General features: G+C 69.5%; 19 protein-coding genes, 1 rRNA gene and 1 riboswitch. Of the genes, 9 read left to right on the top strand and 11 right to left on the bottom strand.

Annotated features, from left to right (window positions below; genetic code table 11):
- The first annotated feature begins 53 nt into the window (after positions 1-53).
- The 4 genes from ABTV10_RS02810 to ABTV10_RS02795 all read left to right on the top strand — a co-directional run bounded on the left by ABTV10_RS02810 (position 54) and on the right by ABTV10_RS02795 (position 3,624).
- Complete coding sequence (locus ABTV10_RS02810; protein ID WP_499032362.1) at positions 54-1,157, top strand: ABC-2 transporter permease; 1,104 nt, start codon at positions 54-56, stop codon at positions 1,155-1,157.
- 15 nt (positions 1,158-1,172) lie between these two features.
- On the top strand, positions 1,173-1,646 hold the full coding sequence (locus tag ABTV10_RS02805) for a YbaK/EbsC family protein (protein ID WP_499032361.1): 474 nt from the start codon (positions 1,173-1,175) through the stop codon (positions 1,644-1,646).
- A gap of 126 nt (positions 1,647-1,772) precedes the next feature.
- Positions 1,773-2,324, top strand: a complete 552-nt coding sequence (locus ABTV10_RS02800; RefSeq protein ID WP_499032360.1) for a flavin reductase family protein — start codon at positions 1,773-1,775, stop codon at positions 2,322-2,324.
- 58 nt (positions 2,325-2,382) lie between these two features.
- Positions 2,383-3,624, top strand: coding sequence for an alpha/beta hydrolase family protein (locus tag ABTV10_RS02795; protein ID WP_499032359.1), 1,242 nt, complete (start codon positions 2,383-2,385; stop codon positions 3,622-3,624).
- A 7-nt stretch (positions 3,625-3,631) separates the two neighbouring features.
- On the opposite strand, the gene acpM is transcribed toward ABTV10_RS02795, so the two are convergent.
- On the bottom strand, positions 3,632-3,931 hold the full coding sequence (gene acpM / locus ABTV10_RS02790; protein ID WP_499032357.1) for a meromycolate extension acyl carrier protein AcpM: 300 nt from the start codon (positions 3,929-3,931) through the stop codon (positions 3,632-3,634).
- 38 nt (positions 3,932-3,969) lie between these two features.
- Complete coding sequence (locus tag ABTV10_RS02785) at positions 3,970-4,782, bottom strand: hypothetical protein (protein ID WP_499032356.1); 813 nt, start codon at positions 4,780-4,782, stop codon at positions 3,970-3,972.
- 200 nt (positions 4,783-4,982) lie between these two features.
- Between ABTV10_RS02785 and ABTV10_RS02780 the strand changes: the two genes are divergently transcribed.
- Together ABTV10_RS02780 and ABTV10_RS02775 are read left to right on the top strand one after the other, a co-directional pair.
- Positions 4,983-5,768 carry an oxidoreductase gene (locus tag ABTV10_RS02780; protein ID WP_499032355.1) on the top strand — a complete coding sequence of 262 codons (786 nt, stop codon included), beginning with the start codon at positions 4,983-4,985 and terminating at the stop codon, positions 5,766-5,768.
- Positions 5,769-5,785: 17 nt separating this feature from the next.
- Entirely contained in the window at positions 5,786-6,544 is a 759-nt protein-coding gene (locus ABTV10_RS02775; RefSeq protein WP_499032354.1) for a class I SAM-dependent methyltransferase, read from the top strand.
- Positions 6,545-6,554: 10 nt separating this feature from the next.
- Here the strand turns inward: ABTV10_RS02775 and ABTV10_RS02770 are convergent, their stop codons facing one another.
- From ABTV10_RS02770 to ABTV10_RS02755, 4 genes are all read right to left on the bottom strand, one after another.
- On the bottom strand, positions 6,555-7,190 hold the full coding sequence (locus ABTV10_RS02770) for an LLM class oxidoreductase (protein ID WP_499032352.1): 636 nt from the start codon (positions 7,188-7,190) through the stop codon (positions 6,555-6,557).
- 43 nt (positions 7,191-7,233) lie between these two features.
- On the bottom strand, positions 7,234-7,317 hold the full coding sequence (locus tag ABTV10_RS02765; protein ID WP_433613206.1) for a putative leader peptide: 84 nt from the start codon (positions 7,315-7,317) through the stop codon (positions 7,234-7,236).
- Between the two features lie 65 nt (positions 7,318-7,382).
- A complete protein-coding gene (locus tag ABTV10_RS02760) occupies positions 7,383-8,699 on the bottom strand; it encodes an aminotransferase class V-fold PLP-dependent enzyme (RefSeq protein ID WP_499032351.1) in 1,317 nt (438 codons plus the stop codon).
- 54 nt (positions 8,700-8,753) lie between these two features.
- Positions 8,754-8,868, bottom strand: a riboswitch (SAM riboswitch).
- 320 nt (positions 8,869-9,188) lie between these two features.
- Positions 9,189-9,341, bottom strand: coding sequence for a hypothetical protein (locus ABTV10_RS02755; RefSeq protein ID WP_499032350.1), 153 nt, complete (start codon positions 9,339-9,341; stop codon positions 9,189-9,191).
- 415 nt (positions 9,342-9,756) lie between these two features.
- On the opposite strand from ABTV10_RS02755, the gene ABTV10_RS02750 reads away from it, so the two are divergent.
- Entirely contained in the window at positions 9,757-13,653 is a 3,897-nt protein-coding gene (locus tag ABTV10_RS02750; RefSeq protein ID WP_499032348.1) for a Pls/PosA family non-ribosomal peptide synthetase, read from the top strand.
- The gene (locus ABTV10_RS02745; RefSeq protein WP_499032346.1) at positions 13,599-14,966 is read left to right on the top strand and encodes a M1 family metallopeptidase; all 1,368 of its coding nucleotides are present in this window, start codon (positions 13,599-13,601) and stop codon (positions 14,964-14,966) included. Before ABTV10_RS02750 ends, ABTV10_RS02745 begins: the two co-directional genes overlap by 55 nt.
- Here ABTV10_RS02745 and ABTV10_RS02740 read toward each other — a convergent pair.
- Genes ABTV10_RS02740 through ABTV10_RS02725 form a run of 4 tightly spaced genes read right to left on the bottom strand, consistent with a single transcriptional unit; the run spans position 14,952 to position 18,473 of the window.
- A complete protein-coding gene (locus ABTV10_RS02740; RefSeq protein ID WP_499032345.1) occupies positions 14,952-16,256 on the bottom strand; it encodes an MFS transporter in 1,305 nt (434 codons plus the stop codon). The two genes, ABTV10_RS02745 and ABTV10_RS02740, sit on opposite strands and share 15 nt — an antisense overlap.
- Positions 16,253-16,906, bottom strand: a complete 654-nt coding sequence (locus tag ABTV10_RS02735) for a GntR family transcriptional regulator (RefSeq protein ID WP_499032344.1) — start codon at positions 16,904-16,906, stop codon at positions 16,253-16,255. Before ABTV10_RS02735 ends, ABTV10_RS02740 begins: the two co-directional genes overlap by 4 nt.
- A gap of 50 nt (positions 16,907-16,956) precedes the next feature.
- Positions 16,957-17,778: an ABC transporter ATP-binding protein gene (locus ABTV10_RS02730; RefSeq protein WP_499032342.1), complete on the bottom strand. Its 822-nt coding sequence runs from the start codon at positions 17,776-17,778 to the stop codon at positions 16,957-16,959.
- On the bottom strand, positions 17,775-18,473 hold the full coding sequence (locus ABTV10_RS02725; protein WP_499032341.1) for a FadR/GntR family transcriptional regulator: 699 nt from the start codon (positions 18,471-18,473) through the stop codon (positions 17,775-17,777). The genes ABTV10_RS02730 and ABTV10_RS02725 overlap by 4 nt, the downstream gene beginning before the upstream one ends.
- 81 nt (positions 18,474-18,554) lie before the next feature.
- On the opposite strand from ABTV10_RS02725, the gene ABTV10_RS02720 reads away from it, so the two are divergent.
- Positions 18,555-19,139, top strand: coding sequence for a hypothetical protein (locus tag ABTV10_RS02720; RefSeq protein WP_499032340.1), 585 nt, complete (start codon positions 18,555-18,557; stop codon positions 19,137-19,139).
- 68 nt (positions 19,140-19,207) lie between these two features.
- Here the strand turns inward: ABTV10_RS02720 and rrf are convergent.
- Positions 19,208-19,324 (bottom strand): 5S ribosomal RNA (gene rrf, locus ABTV10_RS02715).
- Between the last annotated feature and the right edge of the window lie 73 nt (positions 19,325-19,397).

The raw sequence follows: 19,397 nt of genomic DNA, 5'->3' as shown, positions 1-19,397 counted from the left end.
GTATCGACAAGACGACCGGTACCGCCTCGAACCCCAGACATCGAGGACAGCCCGTGACTTCACCGACCACGACCGTCGAGGACGCCGACGCCGGCCGCGCCGCGCCACGCCATTCGAAGAGCGATCCGATCGCGCGCTTCGGTAGCGGCAAGGTGATGGCCGCGCTCGTGGTCGGCGTCCTGGCGCTGCAACTCGGCTTCATCCTCAGCTACGTCGCGGCGTTCCATCAGCCGACGCCGCGGGACATCACGATCGCGGTCGTCGCGGGCCCCGGCCTGCCCGAGGGCATCGCCCAGCAGTCGGCAGACAAGCTCAACGCGCTCGACGGGCATCCGCTCGACGCCCGGACCGCGACCGACACCGCGGAGGTCCGGCGACTGCTGCGGGACCGCGAGATCCAGGGCGCATACGTGATCGAGCCGAGCGGAACGGACACGCTGATCACTGCGAGCGCCGGCGGCAGCTCGATTGCGACGGCGCTCGAGTCGATCTTCGAACGGGTGGCTGCCGACCAGCACCGCCAGGTGGCGGTGCGTGACGAGATCCCGGTCGGCGCGCACGACAACCGAGGGCTGTCCGGGTTCTACCTGTCGATCGGTTGGGTCGTCGGCGGGTACCTGCTGGCCGCGGCGATCGGCCTGATCATCGGGGCACCGGCGACGCTGCGGCAGGCCTGGGCCCAGATCGCGGTGATGTTCGGCTACGCGGTGGTCTCCGGCGCGTTGGGCGCGCTCATCACGACGCACGTGCTCGGGACCTTCGCGGGGCACTGGTTCGCGCTGTGGCTGCTGGGTACCGGCGTGGTGTTCGGTACGGGCCTGTTCACGCTGGGTCTGCGAGCCGCGGTCGGCATCCTGGCGGTGCCGCTCGCGATCGCGGTGTTCGTCGTGTTGGGCAATCCGAGTGCCGGTGGCGCGTTCGGCGCCAACGTGATTCCGAGCTTCTACGCGGCCATCGGCCAGTGGATCACGCCCGGCGCGGGAACCGAGGGTGTGCGAAGCATCGTGTACTTCGACAACGTGGGCCTCGTGCAGCCTGTGGTCGCGCTGGCGCTGTACTCCGTGGTCGGTGCCGGCCTGATGCTCGGGTTCACCGCGTGGCGCGCGGGCCGGGCCCGGCGGTCAGTCGCGCATACGGCTGCCCACGCCGCGAACTAGTCCTACTCTGAATTCATGCCCAGGCTGCTGCATCCCAATGCGGCGCACGTCGCCGACACGTTGATCGCGCGCGGTCATCACGGGGTGATCGTCAGCCAGCCCGCGCCGACGCACAGCGCGGTCGAGGCGGCGACGGCCCTGGGCGTGGATCTCGGTGCCATCGTCAAGTCGCTGGTGTTCCTGCTCGACGACGACCCGGTGCTGCTGCTCGTCTCCGGGGCGCACGAGGTGAACATCGCGGCGACCGGCGCGCGTCTGCAGGGCACCCTGACGCCGGCACCGCTGGACCTGGCCACCGAGGTGACCGGCCAACCGATCGGCGGAATCGCACCGCTGGGACATCCCACCAACCTGCCGACCTATCTCGACAGCGCGCTCACCGTGCACCCGGAGCTGTGGGCGGCCGCGGGACATCCCGACACCGTCTTCCGCACCACGTTCCCGGAGCTGCTGCGGGTGACGGCGGGGCTGGCCGTCGACATGGACTGACCCCGACCGATCGGTGAAATCGGGCCCGGAGGAAGTAGTTGCCCGCTGAGTGAACGGAACCCTGGTTGACAGGTGAGCCTGGACTTATAGTGGCGACAGTCCACCAGGTTCGAATCGGAGAATGCCTTGTCACAGTCTGTCGAGAATGCGCCCGAACTTGCTGTCGTCCCCGCCGGGCCGGGTGTCAGCAACGACGAGTACAAGGCCGCGATGCGCCGCCACCCGGCAGGCGTCACCATCGTGACCCTCGATTCGGGGAACGGCCCGGTCGGCTTCACCGCGACGTCGTTCGCGTCGCTGTCGATGAACCCGCCGCTGATCTCGTTCAACATCGCGCTGAACTCGTCGAGCATCGACGCGCTGCGCGCGGCCGACTCGCTCGTCGTGCACCTGCTCGGGGAGCATCAGCAGCACCTGTCGCAGCGCTTCTCCCGCAGCGCCGAGGAGCGCTTCAGCGACGAGTCGCTGTGGGGTCGTCTGGAGACGGGTGAGCCCGTCCTGCACGGCACCCCGATATGGATGCGCACCACGGTCCACCAGCTGATCCCCGCCGGCGACCACACGCTGGTCATCGGCCTGATCACGCGCCTCCACAACGAGAACGACGACGAGGCCGCCTCCGCCCCACTGCTGTACCACGAGGGCCGCTACCACCGGCCGACCCCGCTCGACCAGTAGTCGACGCACGACCACCGCACATTCGGGGTCGACCCCGCGCGACGAACAGGGGGCGAACATGAATGGTCACCGCATCGGGGCGGTGTGCGCACTCGCCGTCGCGCTGGTCGTATCGTCGGCGGCGCATTCCGCCCCTGCCTCCGCGGAGCCGGAAGTCCGGAATCCCACGGTTGTCCTTCCCGCGCCGTCCGGCCCGAGCGACGTCGGAAGCACCACCCTGCACCTGGTGGATTCGCAGAGGCCCGACCCGTGGAAACCCGATCGGCGGCGCGAACTGATGGTCACCGTGACCTATCCGGCCGCGGATGCCGAGAACTATCCGCTGGCGCACTACGTCTCGACCGAGTCCGCGCCCGGTGCGACGCGGGATCTGGCTGCCGCGCTGCGCCTTCCGATCGAGGTCGAGAACGTGCTCGGCCTCCACTCGAACGCCCACCGCGGCGCGCCCGTCGCGTCGACCGCCGATCGCAGCCTTCCCGTCGTCCTGTTCTCGCCGGGCGCGGCCGTACCCCGCGTCCTCGGAACCGGTGAGGCCGAAGACCTCGCCAGTCGTGGGTACGTCGTGGTGTCGATCGACCACACCTTCGACTCGCAGGCCGTCGAGTTTCCCGGCGGCCGAATCGTCGAAGGCATTGCGCCGCCCGAGGAATCCACGCAATCGACGCAGTGGCTCCGGACCGCGCTCGCCGCCAGGGTCGCCGATACCGAGTTCGTCCTGAATCAGATCACTGCACTGGCACACGGCCACAATCCCGACGTCGAGCATCGTGCATTGCCGAACGGGCTCGGTCGGGCCGTCGATCCCTCGCGGATCGGGATGTTCGGGCACTCGCTGGGCGGCTTCACCACGGCCGAGGCCATGGCCCGCGACCCACGCATCGATGCGGGCGTGAACCTGGACGGCATGTTGGGATTCGACGACGAACCGGGTCTCGCGGCGGCACGCGGTCTCGACCAACCGATGCTGCTGATGTCGAGCCAACAGGTCGCGGACACCGGCGCGTTCGCGCGCTCATGGCAGGCCTTCCGGGGCAATACGCGCGGCTGGACGACGGAACTCGAGCTGTTGCGGGCCGGCCATCACAGCTTCACCGACCTCCAGTCCCTCATTCCGCCGTCCGCCGCCGCGGCCGTTCCGGACGTGACCGGGTACTACATCGGAACCATCGCACCGGAGAACGCAATTCACGCCGTCCGCGAGTACCTGGCCGCCGCCTTCGACCGACTCCTCCGTGACCGGACAGCCGGCCTGCTGGACGGCGCCGACGGACGCTTCCCGGACGTGCGCGTCATCCGATGAGTCGGGTTCAGTTGCCTTCCGAGTCCCTCTGTGCGCGGATGGCGCGGGCGGCCTCGGTGTCTTCCGCCTCGAGCTTCTGGATGTAGACGACCGCGTCGCCCACGGTTCGCAGAGCCGCGAGGTCCTCGTCGGGGATCTTCACGCCGTACTTGTCCTCGGTCTGCACGGCGATCTCGACCATCGACAGCGAGTCGATGTCGAGGTCGTCGACGAAGGACTTCTCGACGGTGACCTCGGAGGGCTCGATGCCGGTGACCTCCTCGATGATCTCCGCGATTCCTGCGACGAGTTCTTCCTGGTTGGCCACTGCTCTCTCTTTCGTTGAGGGTTGTCGATCCGGACGGATCATCGGTTCCGGTGCTCGACCGAATCCTCGGTCGCCGCACCGCCGTTCTCGGTGTTGCGGTATCGCGGCGCGGTTCCCGGACGGCGGCGCAGCTCCAGTTCGGGATATGCCGGATCGAAGACCTCGAAGGTCTCCTCGATCGCCGCGGTGAGCAGCTTCCAGACTTGATGCGCCGTCGGCCTGCGCTCGTCCCAACCCCGGCCGTACAGGTTGTCGCCGGCCCGCAGCCCGAGATCCTCCAGCGGCACCGGCACATGGCGCGCGGCACAGACCCCCCGCTCGAGCCCCGGACAGCGTTCGACGAGGTAGCTGCCGCGATGATCCCATTCGGATCCGCTTGCGGTAACCGGGTTTCCGTTCCACCGAGACTGGCTGTAGACCAGGAAGCGCTCGCCGGTGGCCACCTGGAGGTACTCGCGCGCGATCGTGTCGGCCCGGCCGGACGGATCATCGAGTACCGGGACGATTCCGTGCAGTGCCATCCGCTCGTAGCTGGCCATGTCGTCACCGTCGACGATGAACCCGCGTCCCGCGAGGTCCGAGATATCTACCCAGACCTGATGTTTGAGTTCGTCAGCCCGCGTGTCGACCTCCGTTGCATCCCCGTCGGGGACGACCGACATCGCCCGGATGGACGACTTCGACACGCCCAGCTCGCCCGCGATCCTGCGATCGCTGAGCCCCTCGGCGCGCATCAGTGCAATCGCCTCGGCCGCGACCCGGCGCGCGGCAAGTTCGGACACCATCGACCGTTCGCGCGCCAACGCCACTGCGCGCACAGCAACGTCGATCCGATAGGAATGCGGGTTCACACGAAGGAGAGTGGCATACACACATGCCAGGTGTCCAGAAGTTTGGACACTCGGCAAGTCGGATGACCGACCGGGCGAGATCGATGGCGCCGACACCGCGCGATCCCCGCACTCGATTTCCGCACTCGATTCCCCTGGGCGACCGCGGCCGCATCGGTAGACTCGAGCACTGCACCGTCCGATCCACAGATCGAGTCAGCATGGACCTTCACCTTGCCGGGAAGACTGCCGTCGTCACGGGTGCGAGTAAAGGCATCGGACTGGCGGTTACCACCGCACTGGCGTCCGAAGGCGCCCACGTGGTGGCCGGATCCCGCACTCTCACAAACGAACTCGAATCCCTCATTCCGGACGGACGGGTCACCTTCGTGCCGTGCGATCTCGCGACCCCCGAGGGACCGGACGCGCTGATCTCGACCGCCGCGGATTTGGGCGGTGTCGACGTCCTGGTCAACAACGCCGGTGCGGCGAGGCCGCGACTCGGCGGCTTCGCGAGCGTCACGGACGACGACTGGATCGCGACGATGGCCGTCAACCTGCTGTCCGCGGTGCGCACCACCCGCGCGGCGATCCCGCACATGCAGCGCCGCGGCGGCGGATCCGTCGTCACGGTCAGCTCCGTCAATTCGTTCCTGCCGGATCCCGCGGTGATCGACTACTGCGCCTCCAAGGCCGCGCTCACAAACTTCTGCAAGGCCCTGTCCAAAGAGGTTGCTCGACGGAACATTCGGGTCAACACAGTCAGCCCCGGACCGGTCTCGACCGCCCTCTGGCTCGGCGAGGAGGGGGTCGCGACCGTCGTCGCGGGCGTCAGCGGCAGCACGCCGCAGGACGTCACCGACGCCGCCGCCGCGGGATCGGAGACCGGTCGCTTCACCCGCCCCGACGAGGTCGCCGACCTGGTGCTGTTCCTGGCGAGCGACCGGGCCGGCAACGTCACCGGCGCCGATTTCGTGATCGACGGCGGCCTGATCAAGACCCTGTGACGGCTGGGATCAGGGAGATGGATCGCACATTCGACGACCTCGTCGCGGAGGCCGCGGCCGTTTCGGTCGACGGCTGGGAGTTCTCGTGGCTCGACGGGCGCGCCACCGAACAGCGTCCGTCGTGGGGCTACCAACGTCTCCTGGATGAGCGCCTGGCACGAGCGACGGCCGCACTCGATCTCCAGACCGGCGGCGGAGAGGTCCTCGCGGGTGCCGGCGCGCTGCCCCGGACGATGGCCGCGACGGAGTTCTGGCCGCCCAACCTCACGAGGGCGACCGCGCTGCTGCACCCGTTGGGCGTGGTCGTGGTGGCTGCTCCGGAGGAGCCACCACTCCCCTTCGCGGACAACGCCTTCGATCTGGTCACCAGCCGTCACCCGAATACGGTGTGGTGGCAGGAGATCGCACGGGTACTCGCCCCCGGCGGCACCTATCTGGCCCAGCACGTGGGCCCCGCGAGCGCCTTCGAGCTCGCCGAGTTCTTCCTCGGTCCACAACCCGAGGCGCGACAGTTCCGGCGTCCGGACACGGCAGCAGCCGAGGCGCGCGCCGCCGGGCTCGAGATCGTGGATCTGCAGTTCGAGCGACTGCGCGTGGAGTTCTTCGACATCGGCGCCGTGGTCTACTTCCTGCGGAAGGTGATCTGGATCGTTCCCGGATTCACCGTCGACGGCTACCACGACCGACTGCGGGACCTCGACGAGCACATCCGCGCGGAGGGCTCGTTCGTCGCGCACTCCACCCGATTCCTCGTCGAGGCCCACAAGCCGGACTGAGGTCGGCCGCTCAGGACGCGCGGGCATGTCTGGTCAACCCGAACCGTGCGAGCGCCTCGTCGACCGCGTCGGACGCGGTGATCAGACCGCGACGTTCGAGCCAGGGCAGGGTTCCGTCGACGACGCGCCCGAGAACGTTCGGCAGCGCGAGCGGCAGCAGGGTCACCCCGTCGGCGACGTCGGCGGCATGGATGTCGGCGACCAGACTGGCCAGACCCTCCGCGGTCCCGATGTACGACAGCGACGCGGGCTGGTGCGGCACCCCGAGCGTTTCGTCGAGTAGTGCGAGTTCGGCACGGGCGCTGCGGGAATCGACGGAAACGAGGGTTTCGACGTCGACCAGGACGGCGACGGTGTCGGGGTCGCGGCCGTCAGCGGCCACCCGCGCGCGGATCCGGCTGCGGGCCTGTTGCGCCTCGCGCAGTCCGGCGGCCCGGACCCGGTAGACGACCGGCGGCTGGGCGGCGAGGTCGAGGGTGTCGGGACCGACGGTCAGGTCTACCCAGTAGTCGGGTCCGGTGAGCGGGATGTTCCCGGCGACGCGGGCGGCGGCGGGGTGGTGCCCGGCGCCGGTCAGTTCGACGGCCACGCGCAACGGACGGCGCGGTGCGGTGGTGTGGACGGAGGCAAAAACGGACTCGGACATGGCGATTCCTCGGGAGAAGACAGGTGGTGGACGGCGCGGGGCGTCAGCGCGTACACATGCCCGAGGAGGTGCGGCACAGGTCGACATGGCGGCGGGACCACTGACTGCCCACGTACGTCGACTCCATACTCGACACGCTATCCCCCGATTCTCTCCCCCACCACAGTTCGAATCACACTGATTCCGAGACGGTTACACGCACTCGGAGGCGCCGGCGGTCTGGGTCGAGAATCCGCGGGTCTCGGGAACCGGGTTCCACAGGCCGTCGGTCTTGCCGTAGTTCCAGGTGGCCTCGCCGGCGACGAGCTGGCGGACGGCCGCGATGAGACGCTCCACGTCGCCGGCGGCGGTGCCCAGACCGAGGCTCGCGCGGACGGCACCGTCGCCGTAGCCGATGCGGTTCAGGATGGGGTGGGCGCAGAAGCGGCCGTCGCGCACGCCGATCCCGTGCTCGGCCGACAGGTACGCGGCGATCTCCCCAGGCTCGAATCCGTCGATCGCGAAGGTCACGATGCCGACGCTGTCGGGGGCGTCCGACCACAGACGCAGCAGCTGCACGCCGTCGATCTCGGCGAGGCCCTCCGCGAGACGGGTGGACAGGACGCGCTCGTGCTCGACGACCTTCTCGAAGTCCAACTCGGACAAAGCATCACAGGCTGCGGCGAGGGCGGCGACACCGAGGACATTGGGGCTGCCGGCCTCGTGGCGGGCGGGGGCGGGCGCCCAGCAGGTCTCGTCGAGCTTCACCTCACGCACGGCGCCGCCGCCGGCAAGGTAGGGCTCGGCCTCGTCGAGCCAGTCGCGGCGGCCCACCAGCACGCCGGCGCCGAAGGGCGCGTACAGCTTGTGCCCGGAGAAGGCGAGGTAGTCGATGCCCGTCTCGGCGAGGTTCACCCGGCGGTGCGGGGTGAGCTGCGCGCCGTCGATGAGGACGCGGGCGCCGCAACGGTGGGCGACCTCGACCAGCTCGGCGATCGGCAGGACCTCACCGGTGACATTGGAGGCTCCGGTGATCGCCAGCAGCGCGGCGGGCTTGGCGCACAGCTCGGCGACGATACGGCGGATGGTCTCGGCGACGGTGTCGGCGGCCTCGACGATCCGGGAGTTCTTCCACGGCAACAGGTTTGCGTGGTGCTCGATGTCGAGCACCACGACGTCACCGGGGACGCAGTTCGCGAGGAGGTTGAGCGAGTCGGTGGTGTTGCGGGTGAAGACCACAACCTGGTCGGTGTCGGCGCCGACGAAACGCTCGACGGATCCTCGGGCGTTCTCGTAGGCCTCGGTGCTCACCCGGGAGGCGTAGCCGGCGCCGCGGTGCACGCTGGCGTAGAACGGCAGCAGCTCCTGAACCCGATCGGTGACCTGCGACAATGCGGGCGCACTGGCCGCGTAGTCGAAGTTCGCGTAGGTGCAGGTTCCACCCCCGACGAGCGGAACCTGCAAGTCACAGCCCGACACACGGGCGAGCGGAGAGGTGGCACAAGCGTCGGAGGCCAGTACAGCGGTCATCACAACATCCTTCGAGTCCTGGGACTCGTCAGCGATGAGAGTTGACGCCATCGGAGTCCGCGCTTGCCATGTCCTTGTGGACCATGACCTGGTCGTCACCCGGAGCACCCCACCGCGGTTGGAGGGTTGCCGACCAGCTAGCCGGGGCTTGACGCTGGTACTCGTGACCTGGCAACGAGAATGGCAGAGCGATTCGCGTGGTGTCAACCCGCACCCGCGGACTCTTCGATGAGATGGCCGTCACACTCGCGGAATCCGGGCAAGTCGGACCGACGTCCAACATCGCACGACGGTCCGACCCCCGTCGAGCTTCACTCGCACCGTTGAAGTCGATTCGAAAACTTCACTACCACAACATGATTAATGCGCACTCGCGATCTGCGCTAGCGATCAGGACGTAGGTCAGGCCGGCGGCGACCACCCCGGTGAGCGCACCGACAACCACCTGACCCCTCGTGTGGTCCCCGAGGTGCACCCGGGACCAGCCGATCAGCGGAACACGCCCCAGGCCGGCGCCCCGACCGAGATACCGATCACCATCGACGAGACGATGTTGACGACCCACGGCGCACCGGCCTCAGTCAGCACTCGGGCAGCCACGTCGACCGCGTTGCGACATTCCTGCACAACGACATTCGTCACCGTTCCACGACCAACTCTCCGTTCGTTCGGGCTCGGGGAGACGAGCCGCCGGACGGCAGGTCACCGTACTGGAGGTCCGAGCGGCGAGAGGCGCTCTGCGATGCCCCTCCTCGGCCGGCTCCGCGAACGGGCCGTCACCAGCGCGAGCTCGTCGGTGCCGGGAATCGGCTCGGGGCCGGTCACCCCGGCTTTCGGGAACACGACGTGCCGGGGCGCGGATTTCGACACATCCGGGGGAGAATCGTCGGAAAGAACCGAGAGCCTGACGGGCGGGTGCGCGGCGGCGGGGTGTTCATCCACCGGACACCTTGCCGTGAGAGAACCAGGTGCCCGTCCGACCAGGCACAGAGAGGGACAGCCCGGATTGTCTGCCCAGTCAGCAACAGACCAGACGGATCAGCAGGCTCACGACCTGATGGAACGGGTACCGGCCCAGTTCCTCAGGTCGTCCCTGGCGCCCGCACCCCGCACGCTCGTCGACATCCTCGAGGCCACCGCTGCGGCCTATCCGGATGCGCCGGCGATCGACGACGGCACGGCGACCCTCACCTATCGCGAACTGCTCGGCGAGATCGCGACCGGTGCCCGTTGGCTCGCCGACGCCGGGGTGGGCGCCGGCGACCGGGTCGGGGTGCGCATGCCGTCGGGCACGCGCGATCTGTACATCGCTATCCTGTCGGTGCTCGCGGCCGGCGCGGCGTACGTGCCGGTCGACGCCGACGACCCCGACGAGCGCGCCGAACTGGTCTTCGGGGAGGCTCAGGTGGCGGCGATCCTCACCGCCGACGGCGTCCAGCCCGGCACGGCGCCGCGGCGCACCACCGCACCCGACGTCCGCCGGCCGACGCCCGACGACGACGCCTGGATCATCTTCACGTCGGGTTCCACCGGCACCCCGAAGGGTGTCGCGGTCACGCACCGCAACGCAGCCGCGTTCGTCGACGCCGAGGCCCGGATGTTCCTGCAGGACAACCCCATCGGGCCCGAGGATCGGGTGCTGGCAGGGCTGTCGGTGGCGTTCGACGCGTCGTGTGAGGAGATGTGGCTCGCGTGGCGGCACGGCGCCGCGCTGGTCCCCGCGCCCCGATCGCTGGTGCGCAGCGGAATGGACCTGGGGCCGTGGCTGGTCTCCCGCGACGTCACCGTCGTCTCCACCGTCCCGACGCTCGCGGCTCTGTGGCCCGCCGAGGCACTCGAGGCGGTGCGGCTGTTGATCTTCGGCGGCGAGGCCTGCCCGCCGGACCTCGCCGAGCGACTCGCCGTCCCCGGCCGCGAGGTGTGGAACACGTACGGGCCCACCGAGGCCACCGTCGTCGCGTGCGGCGCGCTGATGGACGGCACCGGCCCGGTGCGGATCGGCCTGCCGCTCGACGGCTGGGATCTCGCGGTGGTCGACGCGTCCGGGGAGCCGGTGGCCGACGGCGAGGTCGGCGAACTCGTCATCGGCGGCGTCGGGCTCGCCCGATATCTCGATCCGGCGAAGGACGCCGAGAAGTATGCGCCGATGCCCACGCTCGGCTGGGACCGCGCCTACCGCAGCGGCGACCTGGTCCGCCTCGACACCGCCGGCCTGCTCTTCCAGGGTCGCGCCGACGACCAGGTCAAGCTGGGCGGACGCCGCATCGAACTCGGCGAGGTCGACAACGCGCTGCAGAATCTCCCCGGGGTGAGCGGTGCGGCGGCCGCGGTCCGCAAGACCGCGTCGGGCACGTCGATCCTCGTCGGCTACCTCGCCAGCACCGATCCGCACTTCGACCTCAAGGCCGCCCGCGACCTGCTGGCCGAGCACCTGCCCGCCGCGCTGGTGCCCCGGCTCGCGCTGGTCGACGAGCTGCCCACCCGCACGTCCGGCAAGGTCGACCGGAACGCGCTGCCGTGGCCGCTGCCCGGCGCCGACAGCGATCCGGCGGAAGCCCTCGGCCTCGACGGGACAGCCGCGTGGGTCGCCGGGCTGTGGGCGTCGACCCTCGGCGCGAGCATCACCGGAACCGACGACGACTTCTTCGAACTGGGCGGTGGCTCGTTGTCCGCAGCCCAGTTGGTGACGGCCCTACGCGCACGCTTCCCGGAGGTGACCGTCGCGCAGTTGTACGACCACCCCCGCCTCGGGTCGCTCGCCGACTTCCTCGACGAACTGTCGCCAGCCGAGACGGTCGCGCCCCGGCACGTCGAGCCCATGCCCCGACGCGCGCAGGCCGCGCAGATCGCGGCCACCGTGCCGCTCATGACGCTCACCGGCCTGCAGTGGGTGACCTGGCTGGCGATCGCCGGCAACGTCCTGGCCTGGTTCGACGTCGACTGGGCGCCGACGCTGTCCTGGTGGTGGGTGACGCTCGCGTTCGTCCTGTTCATCACCCCGCTCGGCCGCATGACGATCGCGGTCGCCGGGGCCCGCCTGCTGCTGCGCGGACTGAAACCGGGCACCTACCGGCGTGGTGGACCCGAGCACCTGCGGCTGTGGACCGCCCTGCGACTGGTCGAGGCCAGCGGTGCCGACAACCTGTCCGGCGCGCCGTGGATGCTGTACTTCGCCCGTGCCCTCGGTGCGCGGGTGGGCCGCGGTGTCGACCTGCACACCCTGCCCCCGGTCACCGGCATGCTCGTGCTCGGCGACGGCTGCTCCGTCGAGCCCGAGGTGGACCTGTCCGGCCACTGGATCGACGGCGACGTCGTGCACATCGGTGAGATCCGGATCGGGGCCGGTGCCGCCGTCGGTGCCCGCTCGACGCTGCTGCCCGGCGCCCGCATCGGCCGCGGTGCCGAGGTCGCGCCGGGGTCGGCGGTGTTCGGGAAGGTCAAGGCCGGGCAGCACTGGGCCGGCTCGCCGGCCGTCAAGGTCGGCAAGGCGACGCACCCGTGGCCCGATCACGCGCCGCGGCGGGCCACCCGCTGGGTGCCCATCTACGGCGTCACCTCCGTCGTGCTCGCGGGCATGCCGATCTTCGGCCTGGCCGCGGGCCTGATCCTGATCGGGTGGCGGGTTCGCGGCGCCGCCGACCTCGGCGACGCGTTCTGGCGAGCGCTGGCGATCCTGCCGGTCGCGACTCTGCTGAGCCTGTTCGTGTTCGCCGCCCTGACGGTGATCGCCGTGCGACTGCTGTCGATCGGGCTCACCGAGGGCTACCACCCGGTGCGCAGCCGCGTCGGCTGGCAGGCGTGGGCCACCGAGCGGCTCATGGACTCGGCCCGCACGTTCCTGTTCCCGCTGTACGCGAGCCTCCTGACGCCGCTCTGGCTGAAACTGCTCGGCGCCAAGGTGGGGCGCAACACCGAGATCTCGACGGCCCTGGTGCTGCCCAAGTTCACGACCGTCGCCGACGGCGCGTTCCTCGCCGACGACACCATGGTCGCGAGCTACGAACTCGGCGGCGGCTGGATGCGCATCGAGCCGGCCAAGGTCGGCAAGCGCGCGTTCCTCGGGAACTCCGGGATGGCCGGGCCCGGCCGGCGCGTCCCCAAGAACGGCCTCGTCGCGGTGCTGTCGGCGGCCCCGAGCAAGGCGAAGTCGGGATCGTCGTGGCTGGGCAGCCCGCCCGTGCGGCTGCGCCGGGCGGCGACGGAGTCCGACACCGCCCGCACCTTCGATCCGCCGCTGCGCCTGAAGATCGCCCGCGCGATCGTCGAGACCTGCCGGCTGATCCCGGTCGCAGTCACGTTCGGCATCGGTCTCGGCGTGCTGTTCACGCTCGCGTGGCTGGTCTCGGTCGGCGGCTTCGGGCTCGCGGCGCTCGGCGGCGGCGTGGTCCTGATGCTCGCGGGCGCCGTCGCGGGCGCCGTGTCGGTGGCCGCGAAGTGGCTCGTCGTCGGCCGGATCGGCACCGTCGAGCACCCGCTGTGGAGTTCGTTCGTGTGGCGAAACGAGGTGGCCGACGCGTTCGTCGAGACCGTCGCGGCGCCGTGGTTCGCACGCGCCGCCAACGGCACGGCGGTGATGAACGTGTGGCTACGCGGCCTCGGGGCGACCATCGGCCGCGGGGTGTGGTGCGAGACGTACTGGCTGCCCGAGGCCGACCTGGTGACGCTCGGCGACGGCGCCACCGTCGAGCGGGGGTGCGTCGTGCAGACCCACCTGTTCCATGATCGGATCATGTCCATGGACACCGTCACGTTGGGCGCGGGCGCCACCCTCGGCCCGCACTGCGTCGCGCTGCCCGCCGCCGGACTCGGCGACGGCGCCACCGTCGGCCCCGCGTCGCTCGTCATGCGCGGCGACGTCGTCCCGCCGTCCACACGCTGGCAGGGCAATCCGATCTCGCCGTGGAACGATCCAGCGCCGTCGGCGGATTCGACGGCCGACGAGGGCACCCGATGAAGCCCGGCAAGGTCTCCGAAGGACCGCTGGACCCGTACCTGCCGCAGAACGGCAATCGCGGCTACCGCGTGTCCCGGTACGAGTTGGATCTCACCTACAAGGTGCACAGCAACCGCTTGGCCGGCAAGGCGTCGATCACCGCGACGACCACCGACGTCCGCCCCCGCTTCTCGCTGGATCTCGCGCAGACGATGCAGGTGTCGAAGCTGTCGGTGAACGGCCGTCGGGTCGCGAAGTACGCCCACCGCGACGGCAAGCTGACGATCACCCCGGCGCAGAAGATCCCGTCCGGGGCCGCGCTCGCGATCACCGTCCAGTACGCCGGCAACCCGCAGCCGATCGCGAGCATGTGGGGCGACGTCGGGTGGGAGGAACTCACCGAAGGGTCGCTGGTCGCGAGCCAGCCCAACGGGGCGGCATCGTGGTTCCCGTGCGATGACCACCCGAGTTGCAAAGCGAGCTACCGCATCTCGATCACCACCGACTCGCCGTACCACGCGGTCGCGAACGGCACGCTGATCCGCAAGCAGACCAAGGCGAGCCAGACCACGTGGGTGTACGAGCAGGCCGAGCCGATGGCGAGTTACCTCGCGACCGTCCAGATCGGCCCGTACGAGCGCCGACGCGTCGGAGGCGGTCGCGTCCCGATGTTCGCCCTGCACCCCACCGATCTCCGGGCCCGTTTCGACCACGACTTCGGCCGCCAGCCGCAGATGATGGAGGTCTTCGAAAAGCTCTTCGGCCCTTACCCGTTCGCGGACTACGCGGTGGTCGTCACCGGCGACGACCTCGAGATCCCGATCGAGGCGCAGGGCCTGTCGATCTTCGGCGCCAACCACTGCGACGGCCGACGCGGCTCCGAACGCCTTGTCGCACACGAACTCGCACACCAGTGGTTCGGCAACAGCCTCACTCTCGGCGCGTGGAAGGACATCTGGCTGCACGAGGGCTTTGCGTGCTACGCCGAGTGGCTGTGGTCCGAGAACTCGGGCGGCCCCGACGCGCACGCGCACGCCCTGCAGGCGCACCGCGGGCTCGCCGGAAAGCCGCAGGACATGCTGCTCGGCGACCCCGGACCGCAGGTGATGTTCGACGACCGCATCTACAAACGCGGCGCCCTCACCCTGCACGTGCTGCGGCAGCAGATCGGCGACGACGCCTTCTTCGCCCTGCTGCACAAGTGGACCGCCAAGTACCGACACGCGACGGTGTCGACCGAGCAGTTCACCGATCTGGCGGCGCATTTCACCGACAAACCGCTGCGCGGTCTGTGGGAGGCGTGGCTCGCGGAGAAGCCGCTACCAGCGCTCTGACGCCGTCGCCGACGCCGGTTCCGGCAGGTGCCGCCGCCACTTGACCAGGACGAGCACCAGGCTGGCGGCGGCGACGAGCGCCCCGAACACGAACATCAGGGGGTAAGTCAGGGCCGGGTTCGTCTCCGCGATCATCGCCATCACCGCGGGCACCGCGAAGCCGAGGTAGCTGAGCGAGTAGAACACCGCGGTCAGGCCGGCCAGGTCGTCCGGGCCGGCGATCCGCTGGATCTCCTGCAGCCCCGACACCAGCGCGAGGCCGTAACCGCAACCGAGGATCGCCGCCGCAATCATCGACACCGGCACGGTGAGGACGTGCGACGCGACGGCGGCAACCGACATGCCCACCACGAGCACCGCGAGGGCCACCGCGACCGCCCGGGCGCTCGACGGGGTGTCGATCCTGCGTCCCACCGCCTGGATCGCGAATCCCGAGCCGAGACCGATCATGCACAGCAGCGCCGAGAATGCCACGGGCGCACTGCCGCTGCGACCGGTCATGAGCGCCGGAATCACTGCGTACGCCGACGCGGCCGCACCGAACACCCACGGGGCCACCGGGGCGACGACGTAGAGGAAGCGGCGGTGCCCTGCCGCCGGGATCTTCAGATCCTGCGCGAGCGAACAACGCTCGTCCTTGGGGACCGCGGTCCGCGTCTCCGGCGCCCGTAGCAACGCGATACCGGCCGCCGACGCGATGGTCGAATGGACCACGTACGCAAGCGCACTCGGCCACGGCGCCCACTGCGCGAGAATCCCGGCGACGCCGGCGCCGATACCGAATCCCGCGGTCAGGCTCATCGCGGCGCGCCTCGCACCGGCACCCGGTCGGGCCGACGGATCCCGGTCCGGCGTCGACAGTTCCTTGAGCCAGCTGCCGCCGACGGCCATGCCCAGCCCCAGCGCGACGCCCGACAGGACGCGCCCGGCGACCAGCCACGCCGCCGAGTCCGGTCCGGTGGCGAGTACCAGTGACCCGGCCACCGCCACGAACGGGGCCGGCAGCATCAAGGGGCGTCGCCCCAGCCGATCCGACAGTGGTCCGCCGATCAGCAGCGCCGGCACGATCCCGAGCACGTAGGCGAACAGGAACGTGTCGACCACCACCTGGGTGAACCCGTGATCGAGCTTGTACATCACCAGCAGCGGGGTGAACTCGTTCCCGCCCCATGCCACCGCGAACATGCCCGCCGCGACGAGCATCCATGGACGCAGGCGTCTCGACGATGCGGTGTCGATGCCGGCGACTGTGTCTTCTCGGCCTTCTCGCTCTTCTCGGACCGTCGTCATCGCCGTCCCCCCTCCCCGAGCGCATGGACCTCCCGCATGTGCCGGCGCACGGCCGACGCGAACCCCTCGACATCGCCGGACTCGATCACATCCGCCAGGCGGGTGTGATCGTCGATGATCTTGGTGATCTGCTCCGGATCGCGGGCTAGAGAATGCGCCGTCATCCGGCGCTGACGCTCCCGCAAACCCTCGTAGAACGTCTCGAGCAGCGGGTTGCCTCCGGCACGCACCAGGGCGCGGTGAAAGTCGGCGTCGAGCACACTGAACTGCGCAGCGTCGCCGCTCGACGCGACCAGGTCCTGCTGCTGCGCCAGGTTCTCGCGCAGCGTCGCCACCAGCGCATCCAGGGCCCGAGGGTTCGCCGCGACCGCCTCGGCGGCGTGAACCTCGATCAGCAGACGCGCGTCGACGACGTGTTCGGCCTCACCGTCGGCGACCGGCACGATCAGTGCACCCCGCTTCGGGTACAGCCGCATCCAGCCCTCCACCTCGAGCCGGAGGAAGGCCTCGCGCACGGGTGTCCGGCTGGATCCCATCCGCGTCGCGATCTCGCCCTCGCTGATCAGCTCGCCGCCCGGAAGCTCGCCGGACAGGATCAGTTCCTTTACCTCGCGGTACGCGAGCTCGGCCGCCGAACACAACTTAGACACAAGATGTATTTATACGCGTTGCGAACGATCTCGGTGACACCGGGTCCGGGTCAGGCAGTCGAACCCAGCCCGGGCGTCCGCGACTGGGCCGAGTACCTCCCACCGTTACGGAGGATGGTGATCGGGTGGTCGAAACACTCGCTGATGCGCTCGGTCGTGATCACCGCCTCCGCCGGACCCTGCGCGGTCACCCGCCCGTCTCGGATGAGCAGCGCGTGCGTCGTGGTCGTCGGGATCTCCTCGATGTGATGGGTGACGAGAATGCTCGCCATCGCCGGGTGCCGCGCGCGCATCTCGTCGAGCGCGCTCAGCAACTGCTCGCGTGCGGCGAGGTCGAGGCCGGTCGCGGGTTCGTCGAGCAGGAGCACCGGAGGCTGCGGCATCAACGCGCGCGCGATCAACGCGCGTCCCCGCTCCCCCTGCGACAGGACGGGCCAGCGCGCCTCGATGCGCGACGACATCCCCATCATCGCGATCAGTTCCTCCGCACGCTCGCGGTCCGCATCGGTGGGCTGCCACCGCTGCGCGAACTCGGTGGTGTTGGTCAGCCCGGTGAGGACGACGTCACGCACGGTCAGTGGACGTTCGACGGCGTGCCGCGGGTTGACGTGACCGATGTGCGCGCGCAGTTCACGCATGTCGACCCGGCCGAGACGATGTCCGAGCACGTGGACGGTGCCACGCGTGGGGTGCGCGACGGCGCCCAGCAGGCTGAGCAGTGTGCTCTTACCGGCACCGTTGGCCCCGAGCAACACCCAGTGCTGTCCCTGCTCGATCTGAACGTCGATGCCGCCCAGGATGGTTCGCCCGTCCCGAACGAGATCGACGTCCTCGGTGCTCAGCACCACCTCACCGTGGATGCGGGTACTCACTCGCCCTGCCTTTCTTCGCGCAGCTTCGCCATCATCGGATCCAGATTCGCGGCGGTCGCAGCCACCGCCGCCGCGCCGTCGCCGGCCTCGAGCGCATCGACCAGGGCGTCGTGAGCGCCGCCGGTGTCCGGAACCTGCGGCTCGTTCTCGACCATTTCGACGAGCGCAGCGTGCAGGACGGGACGCACCGAGTCGAACAGGGCCGTCAGCACCGAGTTGCCGGCCAGCGCGACGACGGCACGATGAAAGTCGAGGTCGGAGGCGACGAAGGCGTCGGAATCGACAGCGTGGCGCTCGTGACGATCGTGCCGATCGGCGAGTTGTCGCCGGACCTCGGCAAGATCCTCCGGACGCGCACGATCCGCAGCCAGGCGGGCGGCCTCGACCTCGAGCGCCCGACGGACCTCCAGCACCTCGAGGACGCGGGACCGACGGAGCAGCGTTTCGAGCGCCGGCCCCGCCGCGGGTTCGGCGACGAACGTGCCGACGCCGTGCCGGACGTCCAACAGCCCGTCCCGCGCCAGCAGCTTCACGGCTTCGCGGACCGACGAACGCCCCACACCCACTTCCGCCGCCAGTTCCGTCTCGCTGGGGAGCCGTTGCCCGACCGCCCACTCGCCGGTATCGATCCGCCTCCTGAACAGCTCTTCCAGCTGCGGAACCAGGGGCCCGCTTCGCAAAGCGTGCTCTGCCACAGTCCTCACCTCCAGTCCAGGAGTCTACAGACTTCAGACGTCTGATGTCTTGTCGTCGACGGGTTGCCTATATTCACGGGAATGGAGACAGTGCACCTCGATATCGCCGCCGTCGACACCGATACCGGTTCCCGCGTCGGCGGCAACCCGCCGGCCTGCTTCGAGTCGGATCCGATCGTCGAGTCCTACGACTATCTGCTCACGCTCGACACGACGGTTGCGGCATGGCTCGGGGACCGGCAGGCGTCGGTGTTTCTCCGCCGCGGGTTCACGATCGCCGACGCCGATCTCGAATACCCCGATATCGGCGTGCGCGTGGTCCTCCACGAACCGTCTTCTCGCAGCGGCGGGAGCAGCGGCCGGCACCCCGGGCTGGGACGTGCCGCAATGGTCTTCGCCGACCCGGATGTGGAGACGCCACCCTTCGTCCGCATCGGCCCGACTCCGGTCCTGATCCAGAACGAACCGTCATACGCGGCGAGGGTGGAGGCCGACGGGTATCGATTCCTGTTCCAGATCGACGAGGAGGGATGGCCCGTCCGGGACGATCCGGACGACGAGTTCGTCGAGGAGTACCTGTTCGGCTACGGCTCGGTCTACTTCTACGGGATGTTCGACGAGGATGGGCGCGCCATCGATATCGTCGCCGGCTTTCTCGACTTCTGAAATGTGCGAGACATGTGGATACGCCGAAGGCCCCCACCAGTAATTGGTGGGGGCCTTCGGGAAAGGATGTTCGGCGGTGTCCTACTCTCCCACACCCTGTCGAGTGCAGTACCATCGGCGCTGGAGGGCTTAGCTTCCGGGTTCGGAATGGGACCGGGCGTTTCCCCTCCGCTATGGCCGCCGTAACTCTATGAAACTGTCACACCATCATTCCCCCGCCCGAACCACAACCCGGAGGATTGTGTTGGGGGTGAATGG

This window comes from Paraburkholderia sp. RHO2, assembly GCF_050955445.1.
GTDB lineage: Bacteria > Actinomycetota > Actinomycetes > Mycobacteriales > Mycobacteriaceae > Prescottella > Prescottella agglutinans_A.
The sequence above is the reverse complement of the archived record's forward strand: the minus strand, read 5'-3'. Positions and strand labels throughout refer to the sequence as shown.

Excerpts from the sequence above, each read along its gene's own strand:
- ABTV10_RS02805 (WP_499032361.1), top strand. The coding sequence starts at position 1,173 with ATGCCCAGGCTGCTGCATCCCAATGCGGCGCACGTCGCCGACACGTTG.
- ABTV10_RS02795 (WP_499032359.1), top strand. The coding sequence starts at position 2,383 with ATGAATGGTCACCGCATCGGGGCGGTGTGCGCACTCGCCGTCGCGCTG.
- ABTV10_RS02780 (WP_499032355.1), top strand. The coding sequence starts at position 4,983 with ATGGACCTTCACCTTGCCGGGAAGACTGCCGTCGTCACGGGTGCGAGT.
- ABTV10_RS02775 (WP_499032354.1), top strand. The coding sequence starts at position 5,786 with ATGGATCGCACATTCGACGACCTCGTCGCGGAGGCCGCGGCCGTTTCG.
- ABTV10_RS02770 (WP_499032352.1), bottom strand. The coding sequence starts at position 7,190 with ATGTCCGAGTCCGTTTTTGCCTCCGTCCACACCACCGCACCGCGCCGT.
- ABTV10_RS02765 (WP_433613206.1), bottom strand. The coding sequence starts at position 7,317 with ATGGAGTCGACGTACGTGGGCAGTCAGTGGTCCCGCCGCCATGTCGAC.
- ABTV10_RS02760 (WP_499032351.1), bottom strand. The coding sequence starts at position 8,699 with ATGACCGCTGTACTGGCCTCCGACGCTTGTGCCACCTCTCCGCTCGCC.
- ABTV10_RS02750 (WP_499032348.1), top strand. The coding sequence starts at position 9,757 with ATGGAACGGGTACCGGCCCAGTTCCTCAGGTCGTCCCTGGCGCCCGCA.
- ABTV10_RS02740 (WP_499032345.1), bottom strand. The coding sequence starts at position 16,256 with ATGACGACGGTCCGAGAAGAGCGAGAAGGCCGAGAAGACACAGTCGCC.
- ABTV10_RS02720 (WP_499032340.1), top strand. The coding sequence starts at position 18,555 with ATGGAGACAGTGCACCTCGATATCGCCGCCGTCGACACCGATACCGGT.